This is a genomic window from Streptomyces sp. MBT53 (assembly GCF_016654115.1).
Classification (GTDB): domain Bacteria; phylum Actinomycetota; class Actinomycetes; order Streptomycetales; family Streptomycetaceae; genus Streptomyces.
This window is the reverse complement of sequence record NZ_JAEQAZ010000005.1, coordinates 1-15,260: the sequence shown is the minus strand read 5'-3', so window position 1 is coordinate 15,260 and position 15,260 is coordinate 1. Positions and strand designations below refer to the sequence as shown.

General features: G+C 69.0%; 13 protein-coding genes and 1 pseudogene. 4 read left to right on the top strand and 10 right to left on the bottom strand.

Annotation, left to right across the window (positions count from 1 at the left end; all coding sequences use genetic code 11):
* The first annotated feature begins 8 nt into the window (after positions 1-8).
* A complete protein-coding gene (locus tag JHN45_RS03180) occupies positions 9-1,061 on the top strand; it encodes a protein kinase family protein (protein WP_201047906.1) in 1,053 nt (350 codons plus the stop codon).
* Here the strand turns inward: JHN45_RS03180 and JHN45_RS03175 are convergent.
* From JHN45_RS03175 to JHN45_RS03140, 8 genes are all read right to left on the bottom strand, one after another.
* Positions 1,034-2,104, bottom strand: a complete 1,071-nt coding sequence (locus JHN45_RS03175; protein WP_201047905.1) for an ABC transporter ATP-binding protein — start codon at positions 2,102-2,104, stop codon at positions 1,034-1,036. The genes JHN45_RS03180 and JHN45_RS03175 overlap by 28 nt on opposite strands.
* Positions 2,101-3,219: an ABC transporter ATP-binding protein gene (locus JHN45_RS03170; RefSeq protein ID WP_307783026.1), complete on the bottom strand. Its 1,119-nt coding sequence runs from the start codon at positions 3,217-3,219 to the stop codon at positions 2,101-2,103. The genes JHN45_RS03175 and JHN45_RS03170 overlap by 4 nt, the downstream gene beginning before the upstream one ends.
* Complete coding sequence (locus tag JHN45_RS03165; RefSeq protein ID WP_201047904.1) at positions 3,216-4,136, bottom strand: ABC transporter permease; 921 nt, start codon at positions 4,134-4,136, stop codon at positions 3,216-3,218. The genes JHN45_RS03170 and JHN45_RS03165 overlap by 4 nt, the downstream gene beginning before the upstream one ends.
* Positions 4,129-5,115, bottom strand: coding sequence for an ABC transporter permease (locus JHN45_RS03160; protein ID WP_201047903.1), 987 nt, complete (start codon positions 5,113-5,115; stop codon positions 4,129-4,131). Before JHN45_RS03160 ends, JHN45_RS03165 begins: the two co-directional genes overlap by 8 nt.
* A 120-nt stretch (positions 5,116-5,235) precedes the next feature.
* On the bottom strand, positions 5,236-7,056 hold the full coding sequence (locus JHN45_RS03155; protein ID WP_201047902.1) for an ABC transporter family substrate-binding protein: 1,821 nt from the start codon (positions 7,054-7,056) through the stop codon (positions 5,236-5,238).
* 250 nt (positions 7,057-7,306) lie between these two features.
* Positions 7,307-8,350 carry an NUDIX domain-containing protein gene (locus JHN45_RS03150; RefSeq protein WP_201047901.1) on the bottom strand — a complete coding sequence of 348 codons (1,044 nt, stop codon included), beginning with the start codon at positions 8,348-8,350 and terminating at the stop codon, positions 7,307-7,309.
* 139 nt (positions 8,351-8,489) lie between these two features.
* Positions 8,490-8,684, bottom strand: coding sequence for a hypothetical protein (locus JHN45_RS03145; RefSeq protein WP_200708683.1), 195 nt, complete (start codon positions 8,682-8,684; stop codon positions 8,490-8,492).
* Positions 8,685-8,714: 30 nt separating this feature from the next.
* Complete coding sequence (locus JHN45_RS03140) at positions 8,715-9,686, bottom strand: TIGR01777 family oxidoreductase (RefSeq protein ID WP_201047900.1); 972 nt, start codon at positions 9,684-9,686, stop codon at positions 8,715-8,717.
* 188 nt (positions 9,687-9,874) lie between these two features.
* Between JHN45_RS03140 and JHN45_RS03135 the strand changes: the two genes are divergently transcribed.
* Entirely contained in the window at positions 9,875-11,896 is a 2,022-nt protein-coding gene (locus JHN45_RS03135) for an NPCBM/NEW2 domain-containing protein (protein WP_201047899.1), read from the top strand.
* A 68-nt stretch (positions 11,897-11,964) separates the two neighbouring features.
* Here JHN45_RS03135 and JHN45_RS03130 read toward each other — a convergent pair whose 3' ends face one another.
* The gene (locus JHN45_RS03130; protein ID WP_201047898.1) at positions 11,965-12,921 is read right to left on the bottom strand and encodes an ROK family protein; all 957 of its coding nucleotides are present in this window, start codon (positions 12,919-12,921) and stop codon (positions 11,965-11,967) included.
* A gap of 205 nt (positions 12,922-13,126) precedes the next feature.
* On the opposite strand from JHN45_RS03130, the gene JHN45_RS03125 reads away from it, so the two are divergent.
* Positions 13,127-14,164, top strand: coding sequence for a LacI family DNA-binding transcriptional regulator (locus JHN45_RS03125; protein ID WP_201047897.1), 1,038 nt, complete (start codon positions 13,127-13,129; stop codon positions 14,162-14,164).
* A gap of 8 nt (positions 14,165-14,172) precedes the next feature.
* Positions 14,173-14,955, top strand: coding sequence for a hypothetical protein (locus tag JHN45_RS03120; RefSeq protein WP_201047896.1), 783 nt, complete (start codon positions 14,173-14,175; stop codon positions 14,953-14,955).
* Here the strand turns inward: JHN45_RS03120 and JHN45_RS03115 are convergent.
* Positions 14,901-15,260: pseudogene (locus tag JHN45_RS03115) on the bottom strand (serine/threonine protein kinase); the annotation flags it as partial. The gene JHN45_RS03120 and the pseudogene JHN45_RS03115 sit on opposite strands and share 55 nt — an antisense overlap.

Here is a 15,260-nt window from a genome sequence, read left to right as displayed (position 1 = left end):
ATGGTGCCATGTCCCGCATCGAGCGCATCACCGCCCACAGCGACATCGCCACCTCCCTCGCCCTCCTCTCCGACCACGAACTCGCCGAACTGGTCGACGCGGGAACGCCGTTGGGGACCGGTATCGGCGGGCGCTCGGCGCTGATCGAGGTGGACGGCAGAAAAGTGTTCGTGAAGCGGATGCCGCTCACGGATGTGGAGCGGCGGGCGGAGAACGTCCGGTCGACGGCCAATGTCTTCGGAATGCCGGCCTACTGCCACTACGGCCTCGGAAGTCCGGGCTTCGGTGTCTGGCGGGAGCTGGCCGTGCACACGATGACCACGAACTGGGTGCTGGCGGACCGGTTCCCGGGCTTTCCGCTCATGTACCACTGGCGGGTACTGCCCGACACGCCCCAGCCGCTGCACAAGGAACTGGCGGATGTGGAAAGGGTCGTGGCCTACTGGGGCGGCAGCCGACAGGTGCGCGAGCACATCGAGGCACGGCGCACGGCGAGCGCGAGCCTGACGCTGTTCGTCGAGCACTTCCCGCACACGCTGCACGACTGGTTCGACGACCAGCTGCGCACCGGCGATCCGGACGCCGCCTGCAGCCTCGTGGAGCAGCAGCTCAAGAGCACCACGGAATTCCTCCACGAGCGCCGACTGCTGCATTTCGACGCCCACTTCGAGAACATCCTCACCGACGGCCGACAGCTCTACCTCACCGACTTCGGCCTGGCGGTCTCATCGCGCTTCCGACTCGCCCCCGAGGAACGGGAGTTCCTCGACCGGCACCGGCACTACGACCGCTCCTACGCCACCGCCCGGCTGGTGAACTGGCTCGTCGTCGCCCTGTACGGGTACAACCTTCCAGAGCGCGAGGCCTTCGTGCGCGCCTGCGCCGACGGCGAGCGGCCCGGCGGAATCCCCGAAGCCGCCGCCTCGATCATCACCCGGCACGCGCCGCTCACCGCCGTACTGGCCGACTTCAACCGCCGTGTGCAGAACGAGAGTCGGCTCACTCCGTACCCCGACGACGAACTGGACCGCGCCTACAACAACTCCACGCTCTCCGCGTAGTGACAGGCGACCGGGTTCCCCCCGCCCCGGTCCACCAGCGCCGGCACCTCATCGACGCAGGACGCGCGTTCGCTCTCGGTCAGCTGGTTGGCGAACTTCGGGCACCGCGTGCGGAACCGGCAGCCGCTCGGCGGGCGGACCGGGCTCGGGACGTCGCCCTGGATGGTGATCCGTTTCCGGGCGCGTTCCTTGCGCGGGTCGGGCAGCGGGATGGCCGAGACCAGGGCCTGGGTGTACGGATGTGCCGGGCGGGCGAAGAGCTGTCGGGCGGGGGCGATCTCGACCAGGCGGCCCAGGTACATGACGGCCACCCGGCCCGCCACGTGCCGCATCACCGACAGGTCGTGGGCCACGAACAGGAAGGACAGGCTGAGTTCGCTCTGCAGGTCCATCAGGAGGTTGAGGACACCGGCCTGGATCGACACGTCCAGGGCCGACACCGGTTCGTCGAGGATGACGACCTTGGGGCGCAGGGCCAACGCCCTTGCTATGCCGATGCGTTGGCGCTGGCCGCCGGAGAACTCGTGGGCGAAGCGGTTGCCGTGCTCGGGGTTGAGCCCGACCAGTCGCAGGAGTTCGCTCACCTCGGCGCCCGCTCCGGACCCGTACCGCCCGTGGATGCGCAGCGGTTCGGCGACGATCTCGTGGACGGTCATCCGGGGGTCGAGCGAGGCGTACGGGTCCTGGAAGACGATCTGCAACTCCCGCCGCAGGGGCCGCATCTGACGTCTGCTCAGTTCGGTCAGCTCATGCCCCTGATAGCGGACCTGGCCAGCGGTCGCCCGTTCCAGACCGAGGACGGTGCGGGAGATCGTGGTCTTGCCGGATCCCGACTCCCCGACCAGGCCCAGGGTTTCGTTCTCGTGGAGGTCGAAGGAGACTCCGCAGACGGCGTGCACATCGCCGACGCGGCGGCGGATGACGCCCTTGGACATGACCGGGAAGTGCTTGACCAAGTCCCGTACCTGGAGGACCGGTTCGCCGGTGCCGCCGTGGCCGGGCAGCGGCGGCAGAGGGGTGACGGCCTGCGCGGGCGCGGTCATACGGCGTCCTCCTCGGGGTTCGTGGCGGGGGCCGCGTCGGCGAAGCGGGCCAGGGCCTCGGTGTCCGCGCCGACCGCGTCGAAGACCTGATCCGCGCCGGTGTCGACGAGTTCGTCGGCGAAGTGGCAGGCGCTGAGGTGCAGGTCGCCGCCGGCCCTGCGGAGTGCGGGTTCGTCGGTGTCGCAGACATCCCGGCGCATCGGGCAGCGGGGGGCGAAGGGGCAGCCGGGCGGCAGGTTGAGCAGGCTGGGCGGTGAGCCGGTGATGGGGGTGAGTCGTGCCTCCTCGCGGTCGAGGCGGGGCAGGGAGCCGAGCAGGCCCAGGGTGTAGGGCATGCGCGGGGTGTAGAAGATGTCCTCGACCGACCCCGTCTCCACTATCCGGCCCGCGTACATGACCGCGACCCGGTCGGTGTGGCCGGCCACCACACCCAGGTCGTGGGTGATGAGGACGAGGGCCGCGCCGGTCTCGGCGCGGGCGGTCTCCAGGGCTTCGAGGATCTGCGCCTGCACGGTGACGTCGAGGGCGGTGGTCGGTTCGTCGGCGATGATCACGTCCGGGTCGTTGGCCATGGCGATCGCGATGACGACGCGCTGGCGCATGCCGCCGGACATCTCGTGCGGGTAGCTGTCGACGCGCCGTTCGGGGCTGGGGATGCCGACGGTGCCGAGGAGTTCGACGGCCCGTTTGCGGGCGTCCTTGTGTTTCATCTCGGGGTTGTGGCGGAGCAGGGTCTCGCTGATCTGGTAGCCCACGTTGTAGACGGGGTTGAGTGAGGTCATAGGGTCCTGGAAGATCATGGCGATGCCGCTGCCGCGCAGGTCGGACAGGCGCGCGTCGGACAGTCCGAGCAGCTCGGTGCCCTCGAAGCGGACCGAGCCGCGTACCTTGGCGCCGGTCGGCAGCAGACCCATCACGGCGAGGGCGGTCACCGACTTCCCGGACCCGGACTCGCCGACGATGCCCAGCGATTCGCCGCGGTCGAGCCGGTAGCCGACGCCGCGTACGGCCCGTACCGTCCCGTCCTCCGTGCCGAACTCCACGCTGAGGTCCTCGACTTCGAGCACGGCGGAGGTCACGGGGACCTCGCGCACTCCATGACTCGTGGTCGTCACTGTCGCACCCTTTGCTGCCGGGGGTCGAAGGCGTCGCGCAGTCCGTCGCCGATGAAGTTGATGGTCAGCGCGATGGCGATGATGAACGCGCCGGGGATGTAGAAGAGCCAGGGGCGGGTGTCGACCGCCGTCTGCGCCTGGGAGACCAGCAACCCCAGGGAGGTGTCGGGGGGTTGGACGCCGAAGCCGAGGAAGGAGAGCGCGGTCTCGGTGAGGATGCCGGTGGCCACCAGGATCGTCGCGTTGACGATGATCGGGCCGAGGGCGTTGGGCAGCAGATGCCGGAAGATGATCCGCACGTCGGAGGCGCCGAGCGCCCGCGCCGCCTCGATGAACTCCTTCTCGCGCAGCGACAGCACCGAGGAGCGCACCACCCGGGCCACGTATGCCCAGGTGAGTCCGGCGATGACGAGGGCGATCCAGTACCAGGAGCCGCCGGTACGGGAGGAGATGACCAGGGCGATCGCGAACAGGGGCAGCGTCAGCACGAGATCGGCGATGCGCATCATGACGGCGTCGACGACGCCCCGGTAGAAGCCGGCGATGGCGCCCCAGATCGCGCCCAGCAGGGTGGAGCCGAGCGCGATCATGATGGCGATCTTCAGTGAGGTCTGGGTGCCGCGCATGACCTGTGCGTAGGCGTCGTATCCCGAGGAGTTGGTGCCGAACGGGTGCTTCCAGGACGGCGGTTTGGAGTTGTCCTCGGTGTACTTCTCGTAGGAGTAGTGCCACAGGTGCGGGCCGATGAACGCCCACAGCAGGATCAGCACGAACACGACCAGGCTGACCATCGCGGCCCGGTGCCGCACGAAGCGGCGCAGCACCAGCTGGGTCTGGGTGCGCTGTCGTACGGTGAACTCATGGTCGCCCGGCGGCAGTTGAGTGCCCGCCGGACCCGGTGCCTCGATGTCAGTCATAGCGGATCCTCGGGTCGAGTACGGCGTAGAGGAGATCGGCGATGAGGTTGAACCCGATGACGACGACGGCGGAGAGCAACAGCCAGGCCATGGTGCGGTAGACGTCGAGCGTGGTGGCCGCCTGCACCAGCATCTCGCCCATGCCGTGCCACTGGAAGATCGTCTCCGTGATCACCGCGCCGCCCAGGATGATCGCGATGTCGAGCGCGGTGACGGTGGCCAGCGGGATGAGGGCGGTGCGCAGCGCGTGCCGGGTCATCACCCTGCCGCGCCGAAGTCCCTTGGCGCGGGCGAGCCGTACGTAGTCGCTGTTGAGAACCTCCAGCATGGAGGCGCGGGTGTAGCGGGTCCAGGACGCGAAGGAGACCAGGGCGAGGGTGATGGTGGGCAGGATCAGATGGCCCACGTGATCGGTGAACTCGTTCCAGGTGGTGTCGACTTCGAGGTACGGGGACTTCTCGCCGATGGTGCCGAGGAACTGGCTGCCGGTCTTCTCGTTGAGCCAGATTCCGGCCTGCTTGAGGAGGACCGCGAACCAGAACACGGGCATGGCGAGGAAGAGGAAGCCGAAGAAGGTGATGGTGTAGTCGGCCGCGGAGTACTGGCGGATGGCGCTGAACACGCCGAAGACGACGGCCATGATCAGCGCGAGGATCATGGCCGCGGCGACCAGGGTGATGGTCACCTTGAAGCGGGTGAACAGGTCGTGTCCGATGTTCAGGTTGGCCTGCACGGACGGGCCGAAGTCGCCGTGCAGGACCCCGGTGATCCAGTTCCAATAGCGTTCCATCACCGGCTGGTTGGCGTGGATGTGCCGGGCGAAGGCGGCCACCGCCGCCTTGCTGGGCGCGGGTTGCCGTGAGGTGGCGAAATTGGCCACCGGGTCACCGGAGTTGATGACGACGAGGAACACGATGAACGTCGAGACGATGAGGACGGGTATGGAGACGAGGATGCGGCGCACGGTGTAGGCGAGCATGCGGTCTTCTCTCGGAGGCCGGCGGGTCGGTGATGCCGTCCGTGGTCGGGGCCCGGCCCCGGTGTCGCCGGGGCCGGGCTCGACGGGCGTGCCGGTGGAGCAATTCCCTCTGGCTGTGGGCTACTTCTTCAGACCCCACGTGCCGGTGTTGTAGGCCGGTCCCACGTTGGTGGAGTTGTTCCGCATGTTCACGAACCGTGTCTGCGAGGCGAAGAACGTCGGCTTCTGGTAGAGTGGCAGGACGTAGGCGTCGTTCACCATGAGCTGGTCGGCCTGGTTGAGGAGGGCCGCGGCCTTGGTCGCGTCCGTCTCGCCCACGGCCTGGGAGATCAGGGAGTCGGCCGTCTTGTTGCTGTAGCCGCCGTAGTTGCCGCCACCGCCGGTGAACCAGTTCTGCTGGGCGTTGCTGGTCGGGAACGGTGCCGCGACCCAGGCGAAGACGATGATGTCGTACTGGTGCCCGGCGAGGACCGTGCCGAGGTCGGCGGCGCCGATCGGCTTGATGGTGACCTTGATGCCGAGGCTCGCCAGGTTGCTCTGCAGGATCTGGCACTCGCTCTGCCGGATCTGGTTGCCGGTGGTGTAGCGGCAGTTGAAGGGGCCGACGGTCTTGCCGTCAGGTGTCTTCAACGCCGTGCCCACCCCGGTGAACTTGGCGGCCGTGAGATCCGCCTTCGCCTTCGTCAGGTCACCCGACCCCTGACCGGTGCCGGTGACCACGTCCTTGTAACCGGCCTGCCCGGGAACGAAGTTGTGGTTGCCGAGCGGCTTCACGGCCGGGTCGAACTGGCCGACCGTCTTGGCGATGATGTCCTTGATGTTGATCGCCGTGAACATCGCCTGCCGCAGTGCCAGATACTTGCCGAGCACCGGGTTGTGCAGGTTCAGGTCAAAGTGCTCCCAGGTCAGCCCGTTGCCGATGTTGTAGGTGATGCCGGGAATGTCCTTGACCTGGTTGACCAGGTCGACCTCGGGCTGCGGATAGATGCCCTGAACCTCGTTGTTCTTCAGGGCCGTTGGCTCCTGGGTGGCGTCCGAGATCACCTTGAAGATGAGCCGCTGGAGGGTCGCCTTCTTGGCGCCGGTCCACTTGGGGTCGGGTACGTAGGTGGCGTGGTCGTTGTCGACCCACTGCTGCATCTTGTAGGCGCCCGCGGTGGGGTACTTGGTGGGCGGCGTCTTCAGGAAGTACTGCCAGGCCTGCGCCATCTGAGTGGCCGTCATGGCGGCGGCGTCACCGACCTTGGCGCCGGAGAGCTTCTCCGCGGTGTGGGCCGGGTAGAGCGGATAGCCCGCGCCGAACAGGGACTTCCAGTCGGAGTACGGCTTCGACATCACCATGGTGACGGTCTTGCCGTTGTCGGACGGGGTGAGGGACTTGATCCGGTCGTAACCCGCGGTGCTCTGCGGCAGACAGCCATGGGTCTGGCTGGAGTCACTGGCGGGCGGCGGCGGACAGTCCTTGCCGTTGTTGGTGCGCCAGTAGTACGTGAAGTCGTCGGCGGTGATGGGCGTCCCGTCGTTCCACGCCGCCTTCGGGTTGATCTTGTAGACGATGGTCTGCGGGCTGGTGCTGGTCTGCGTCGCCGAGGTCACCAGGTCGGTGTTGAGGACGACGGTGAAGTCCGGCTGTGGCACGAACACCTGCGGCAGGACGACCTCCAGGGCCTCCCCGTTCTCGAAGGTGTTGCCGTTGACGTCCTGGACGTTCCACTGCTGGATGTTCTTCTCCAGCACATAGGTGTACGTTCCGCCGGACTTGGTGGCGGCCGAGTTGCAGGTGTTGGCCTGGCCCACGGTGTTGCAGGACGTGAGTCCGGCCGAGCTGCCCTTGCTGGGGCTGCCGCCCCCACCGCCGCCACTGCTGCAGGCGGTGAGCACCAGGGTGAGCCCGGCGGCGAGAGTGAGGGCCCGGGTCAGGGCCGAGGATGGCGCGCGCATGTTCCTCTCCTTCGACCGGCGAAATGTCCGGTCCCGTCGAGGCGGCCGGCGGCCGCGAGAGAACTGAGCTGCGCAAAGACGTTAGAGCTCCGATGTACCTTCTTCACGTTCTTGTTCATACCGGGACGGCGACAATTCGCCCTCGCTTTGTTATCGGAATGACCCATGCCCCGCAAAATCGCCAGGTGGCGTCCCCGAAAAGGCAAAGTCCCGTTCAACATCGTTGATCAGCAAGCAAATTGACGAGTCGTCAGCCAACCGGTACACCCGCCTCCAGATAGAGCGCGGCCCCCCGCTCCCGGGCGCGCAACGCCCACCGCAGGCGCTCGTAGCGGACCGGCGGCAACAGGTCGGCGGCCTCCTGCTCGCTGGCGAAGCACCAGCCGCGCAACTCCGGTCCTGGCAACAGCAGTCGGTCCGCCTCGGCGGCGCCCAGCCGACCGCCGTCGAAGAGGAGGCGCAGACCGCCGTAGCCGGGTGGTGCGGGTGGTTCCCAGTCGACGACGAGCAGCCGGGGTACGTCGTCGAGGACGAGGCCGGTCTCCTCGGTGACTTCGCGCATGCCGGCCCGGGCGGGTGCCTCGCCGGGTTCGACGACGCCGCCGGGGAACTCCCAGCCGGCCTTGTAGGTGGGGTCGACGAGCAGCACCCGGTCCTCTTCGTCGAAGAGGAGCACGCCGGCCGCGATGGTCTCGGAGGTGGGCTCCGGGGTCTGCACGATGTCGCAGACCGGGACGGTACCGCTGCCGACGGCGTCGGCGATCCGGCAGGCCGTCTCGTACGGGGTGAGGGCACTGGTGTCGACGAGATGAGCGTCGGCGGTGAGCCAGGAGGCGAGTGCGGCGCGGTACGGCTCGATGTGGTCGTACGCCCACTGCTGCATCCGCAGCTCGCCGTCGGGGAGGTCCGGCGGGATCTCCCGGCTGGCTATTCGCTCGCGCAGGATCGTTTCCGCCGGTGCCAGGAGAACATGCCGGACCGCGACCCGGCGGGCCGCGAGGCCGCCGAAGATCTCGTCGCGGTACTCCTGGCGCAGCAGGGTCATCGGGACGACGAGGGTCCCGCCGAGCTCGGCGAGCATGGCGGCGGCCGTGTCGATCACGAGCCGTCGCCAGATCTGCAGGTCCTGGAAGTCGCCGACCTCCGCGAGGTGCTTGGGCGGGAGCAGGTTCGGAAGTGCTCCGCCGATGATCTCGGGGTCGAAGAACGTGCTGTTCGGGATCAGGTCGATCAGTTCCCGTGCGGTGCTGGTCTTGCCTGCACCGAACGCGCCGTTGATCCAGACGACGGTCACAGGTCCCCCTCTTCTGTTGGCCCCCTGAGGCTTGCCCGTTCCACCCTGCCACGGAAACCAGCCGCAGTTGAGGGCGTACATACGACGGCGCCGGCGCCCCCTCCGACGGGGCACCGGCGCCGAGCATTTCCGGCCGGTATCAGGTGTTCTGCCCCAGGGAGTTCTCGTCGACGGCGAGACTGCCGTCGCTGACGAGGTGGTCCATGGAGCCCACGGTGTCCTTGACGTTGAGATCGCCGAGTACGTCGTGGTCGTGGGAGTGCGACGGAGTGATCGCGGCGACGACGAACCCGGTGGCGAGGGAGGCGATGGCGAGCATGCTGCGCTTCTTCATGCCCCGTTCAACTGACGAAGCGCGCGGGGGTCACGCCCGGACCGGCCGCCGGGTGGAAACCGCCCCGCCGCGCGACCGTCGTACGAGGTCCACGGCCGCCTCGGGCCACTGCGGATGGTCGAAGGTGAAGCCCTCCGCCAGCAACCGCCCAGGGACGACCCGCCGGCTCTTCAGGAGGAGTTCGGTGTCCGAGCGCAGCGCGAAGGCGCCCAGTTCGGCCATCCACCTGGTGGCGGGCAGGCCCACGGGGATGCCCCGGGCGGCGCGCAGGACGCGCATGAAGGCGCGTTGCGGTAGCGGCCCCGGGGCGGCGAGGTTGACCGGCCCGGCGATGTCCTCCCGAGCCACAAGGAACTCCACCGCGCGGACGAAGTCCTGGTCGTGGATCCAGGACACGTACTGGGCGCCGCCCGCGACCGGACCGCCGAGCCCGAGCCGGGCCAGCCCTTGCAGGACGTCGAAGACACCGCCCCGGTCGGGGCTCATCACCATGGCGGCGCGCAGGGCCACCTTGCGGGTGCCCGGGGTGACGGCGCGCTCCTGCTCGCGTTCCCAGTTCTTGGCGATCTCGACGCTGTACGACCAGTAGCCGGGGACGTCCGGTTCGGCGCCGCCGATCAGGCCGGTGGCCTCGTCGTTGGGGGCGTCGTAGCGATGGGCGTAGACGGTCGCGGTGCTCATCTGCAGCCAGACGCGCGGCGGGTGCGCGGCGGCCGCGATCGCCTCGCCGACGACCCGGGCGGAGCGCACGCGCGAGTCCATCATGGCCTTGAGGTTGGCGGGGGTGTAGCGGCAACTGACGCTGCGGCCCGCCAGGTTGATCACGACGTCGCCGCCGTCGATCTCCCGGGCCCAGGAGCCCAGGGTCTCGCCGTCCCACCACACCTCGCGGTCGCGCTTCGGCCGCCTGGTGAGGACGACGACCTCGTGGCCGGCCTCGGTCAGGGCGCGGTCGAGGATCGCGCCCACCTGTCCCGTGCCGCCGGGAATGACGATCTTCACAGGGCTCCCCCTTCTGTTCGGGGGCGAGCCTAGCGCAGAGAGTTGAACGTGTTCAAAACTCGCGCGATGGAAAGTCGAACAATAAATACGCAACTCTTCCAACAGAGTTCGACACGTCCTACCGTAATCGCGCACATGACATGCACAGGAAGTAATCCCATCTCTCGCGAGTCCGGAGGAACGTCACCATGCGTCACCCCCACACCCGCACGACCCGCCGAAGAGTGGTAGGAGTGCTCGCAGCAGGGCTGTTGTGCACGGCGGGCCTCGCCGTGCCCGCGGTCGCCACCCCCGTACAGGACCCCGCCTCCCCCGCCCTGGCCGACGGTCAGGCGCTCACACCTCCGATGGGTTTCAACAACTGGAACTCCACCAACTGCCGCGCCGAGTTCAACGAGTCCATGGTCGAGGGAATCGCGGACCTCTTCGTCGCCAAGGGCCTCAAGGCGGCCGGCTACCAGTACGTCAACCTCGACGACTGCTGGGCCCTGCCGTCCCGTGACGCCGACGGCGAACTCGTCCCCGATCCGGTCCGCTTCCCGCACGGCATCAAGGCCGTCGCGGACTATGTGCACTCCAAGGGGCTCAAGCTCGGCATCTACACGAGCGCGGGCACCAAGACCTGCAACGACGCCGGTTTCCCCGGTGCTCTGGGCCACGAGTACAGCGACGCACGGCAGTTCGCCGACTGGGGCGTGGACTACCTCAAGTACGACAACTGCAACAACCAGGGCGTGGACGCCAAGTCGCGCTACACCACCATGCGCGACGCCCTGAAGGCGACCGGCCGGCCCATCGTCTTCAGCATCTGCGAATGGGGCGAGAACAAGCCCTGGGAGTGGGCCTCGGACGTCGGGCACCTGTGGCGCACCACCGGTGACATCAGCGACAACTGGGGCTCGATGCTGTCGATCCTCAAGCAGAACCTGCCGCTCGCGCAGTACGCCGGACCCGGGCACTGGAACGACCCCGACATGCTGGAGGTCGGCAACGGCGGGATGACGGACACCGAGTACCGCTCGCACTTCTCGATGTGGTCGATCATGGCCGCGCCGCTCCTCATCGGCTCGGACCTGCGCAAGGCGACCGACGCGACCTTCGGCATCCTCGACAACAAGGAGGTCATCGCGGTCGACCAGGACCCGCTGGGCAAGCAGGGCAACGTTGTCACGTCCGAGGGCGGACGCTGGGTCGTCGCCAAGGAGATGAAGGACGGCAGCCGCACGGTCGCGCTCTTCAACGAGTCCGGCACCGCCCAGCGCATCGCCACCACCGCGACGGACGTCGGCCTCCCGAACGCCCGCGCCTACACCCTGCGCGACCTGTGGCAGCACAAGAGCTACAACACCGCGGGCACGATCTCCGCGACCGTCCCGGCCCACGGCACCGTCCTCGTACGGGTCTTCGCCGACCGGCAGTCGGTCAAGAACCCGCCCGCCGTCGAACTCGGCCTGGGCAGCTCCCCGTTGGTCCAGGCGGCGACCGCGACCCCGCTCACGACGACGGTGACCGACCTCGGCCGGACGACCGCCGAGCACGTCTCGGTGACCCTGACCGGGCCCGCCAGCTGGAAGATCCGGCCCAAATCGTCGACGACCGCGAAGGCCGTGCCGACCGGCAGGTCGCTGCGCACCAAGTGGACGGTCACCGCTCCCCCGGGGACACCCACGGGGTCGTACGACCTTGCGCTGAAGGCGAGTTACCGCTCGCCGAGCGGTACGCGCGTCACCAGCACCCTGCCGTTCACCGCGTCCGTGGTGGTCGCTCCCCCTGCGGGCACCTCGTACCTCGGTGACCTGCCGTGGATGTCGACGGCCAATGGATGGGGGCCCGTTGAGCGCAACACGAGCAACGGGGAGAGCGCGGCCGGGGACGGCAATCCGATCACGCTCGGCGGAGTCGTCTACGCCAAGGGGCTCGGTGTGCACGCCGAGAGCGAGGTGGAGTACTACACCGGGAAGTCGTGCGAGAAGGTCACCGCCGACGTCGGTGTGGACGACGAGAAGGGCGCCAACGGGACCGTCGCCTTCGAGATCTGGGCGGACGGCACAAAGGTCGCCTCGACCGGCGTCCTCACCAACGCGATGCCCGCCCAGCCGATCACGGCGGACGTGACCGGCGCCCAGGTGGTCCGACTCGTCGTCACCGACGGCGGCGACGGGATCGACTCGGACCACGCGGACTGGGCGGACGCGCAGCTCACTTGCTGAGCTACGTACAACTCACGTGCCGGACAAGGGCGTAGGGCACTGCACGAACGTTTCGTCCGTTCCGCGCCTCACACCCCGGCCGCGGTCGCGCTGCTCGCCTGCCCGGCGAGCGCGGCCGCGGCCGCTCCCACCAGCCCGGCGTCCGTGCCCATCTGGGCCGGCGTCACCGTCAGCCGCCGTACGAAGGACAGCGTCGCGTAGTCGCTCAACGCCTTGCGCAGCGGCGTGAAGAGCACGTCGCCCGCCTTGCCGACACCCCCGCCGATCACGGCGATGTCGATCTCGACGAGGGTCGCGGTGGCCGCGATACCGGCTGCCAATGCCTGCGCGGCCCGCTCGAAGGAGGCGACGGCGACCGGGTCGCCCGCGCGGGCGGCGGCGGCCACCGCGGCGGCCGAGGTGTCACCGTCCGGACCCGGACGCCAGCCGCCCTCGACCGCCCGCCGGGCGATGTTGGGACCACTGGCGATCCGCTCCACACAGCCGCGCGAACCGCACGGACAGGCGTCGCCGTCCAGGTCCACGCTGATGTGGCCGATGTGGCCCGCGTTGCCCGTCGGCCCGGGATGCAGCTGCCCGTTGAGGACGAGACCGCCCCCGACTCCGGTGGAGACCACCATGCACAGCGCGTTGGCGTGCCCGCGCGCCGCTCCCTGCCAGTGCTCGGCCGCCGTGATCGCCACGCCGTCGCCGATCAGCTCCACGGGCAGGCCCCCGGTCGCCGCACGCACCCGCTCCACGAGCGGATAGTCGCGCCAGCCGGGCACGTTGACGGGGCTCACGGTGCCCGCGGAGGCGTCCACGGGACCCGCGCTGCCGATGCCGAGGGCGCTCGCGCGGGACCACGAGGGCGATGCGGTGAGTTCCGCGAGCACCTCCTCCACGGCCCGCATCACGGTGTCGCCGTCGTCCTGCGAGGGCGTCGGGCGCTGCGCGCGCACCAGGATCTTGCCGTGGCCGTCCACCAGCGCCCCGGCGATCTTGGTGCCGCCGATGTCGAGCGCGGCCACGAGGTCGGTGTGCATCAGTGTCAGATCTCCCCGTCAAACATGAGAACCACCAGAAGGTGAGTTGGACCGGTCTCGCGGTGGGGGCGCAGGCCGTTGATATCGGTGGACAGTCTCTCTCGCATATGACAACGTTGTCCAGGCTCTATGCTCGACGCCACATCCTCATACAAACCCATGGACCTATGCATCCCCCGTGGACGACAGGACAGGACAGCGCATCGTGCCAGAGACCGCCCGCCGCCCCGAGAACCGCTACGGCAACCGTCCGACCATGAAGGACGTGGCCGCGCGCGCCGGTGTCGGCCTGAAAACGGTGTCGCGGGTGGTCAACGGCGAGCCGGGCGTCACGCCCGACACCGAGCGCCGCGTCCAGGAGGCCATCGACGCACTGGGGTTCCGGCGCAACGACAGCGCCCGCGTCCTGCGCAAGGGTCGCACGGCCAGCATCGGCCTCGTCCTGGAGGACCTCGCCGACCCGTTCTACGGCCCCCTCAGCCGCGCGGTCGAGGAAGTGGCCCGCGCCCACGGCGCCCTCCTGATCAACGGCTCCAGCGCCGAAGACCCGGACCGCGAGCAGGAGTTGGTGCTCGCGTTGTGCGCCCGTCGGGTGGACGGCCTGGTGGTGATCCCGGCCGGGGACGACCACCGTTATCTGGAGCCGGAGATCAAGGCGGGCGTCGCGACCGTGTTCGTGGACCGTCCGGCCGGACAGATCGACGCCGATGTCGTCCTGTCCGACAGCTACGGCGGCGCACACGAGGGGGTCACCCACCTCATCTCGCACGGCCACCGGCGCATCGGCTTCATCGGCGACATGCCCCGCATCCACACGGCCGCCGAGCGCCTGCGCGGCTACCGGGCCGCCATGGAGGACGCCGGGATAGCGGTCGAGGACTCCTGGATGTCCCTCGGTGTGACCGACCCCGTGCGGGTGCGCCGGGCCGCCGAGGACATGCTGTCCGGCCCCTCCCCCGTCACCGCGATCTTCGCGGGCAACAACCGCGTGACGGTCACCGTCGTCCGCGTCCTCGCCGAACAGGCCCGGCGGATCGCCCTCGTGGGCTTCGACGACTTCGAACTCGCCGACCTGCTCCAGCCCGGCGTGACCGTCGTCGCCCAGGACGCGGCGGCCCTCGGCCGTACCGCCGCCGATCGTCTCTTCCGCCAGTTGGACGGCACGCTCATCGCCCCGGAACGCATCGAGTTGCCGACCCGGCTGATCACCCGGGGCTCGGGCGAGCTGCCGCCGTCGGACTGAGCCGGCCCGTGAACGACCGTACGCTGGAGGCCCTGGGGCTGGCCCGGGCACCGCGCGAGTTCCCGCTCGACTACCCGGGCGCATGGCCCACCGAGTCCGGACTCCTCGTCGGGGACCGGCTGTTGCCCCTCGACGACCGCGTCACGTACGAGGACCGCACTCCGGTCCTCGCCATCGGCTCCAACGCCTGTCCCGGTCAACTGCGGCACAAGATGACCGAGTTCGGGATCGACTCCCCCGTCCCGATGGTGAAGGTACGGGTCACCGGCGTCGATGTCGGCGTCTCGGCGCATGTGAGCCGCGTGGGCTATGTCTCCGCGTCGCCGGTCAACTCACCGGGTGCTGTGCGGGAGTTGTTCGTCACCTGGTTCGACGCACGGCAGCTGACGGTGGTGGACGCGAGTGAAGTGGCGTACGACCGGGCGTGGTTGACCGGGCCCGAGTTCGGTTTCACGTCGTCGGACTCCGGGGAGTCACTGCGGGGCGCGCATGTCTACGTCAACCGGCACGGGGTGCTCCGGGACGGCACGGGTGTCCCCCGCCGACATCCCGGTGAGCGCGCGCTGCTCACCGAACTCCTCGCCGCCTCAACGGAGTTGAGGAAGCTGTTCGGGCGGACGCCGGAGGAGTTCTGTGTACGGGCACGCGCCGACCGGGAGTTGTGCGAGCGGGGTACGCGACTGTTCCGGGAGGAGGGGCTGGTGACGGTGTCCGGTCTGGAGCGCTTCGTACGGCCTCAGCAGACCGGCAGCCCCGGGACCGGTTCGTCGTTGCCCCCGCCCTTGATGTAGACGTCGCTGACATAGACGTTCGTGTTGCCGCTGTCGTCGTCCGTCTTCGCCCACCAGACGTTGGTCCACTGGCCGTAGGTCTCACGGCGGCCCAGATTCACCTGGCAGTAGAAGTAGTTGGTGCCCGTGCCGAGCACACCCACCTCGGTGCCGGACGCGGTGTAGGACTTGGCGGTGCGCCACACCTGGCAGTTGTACTTGCCGCCGCCGATGGACTGGCAGGCCGGGGTGGGGCTGGAGCTGGGGCTGGTCCCGTCGGTGGGGGTGCTGTTGCCGCCCGTGCCTCCTCCGCCGCCGGAGGACGT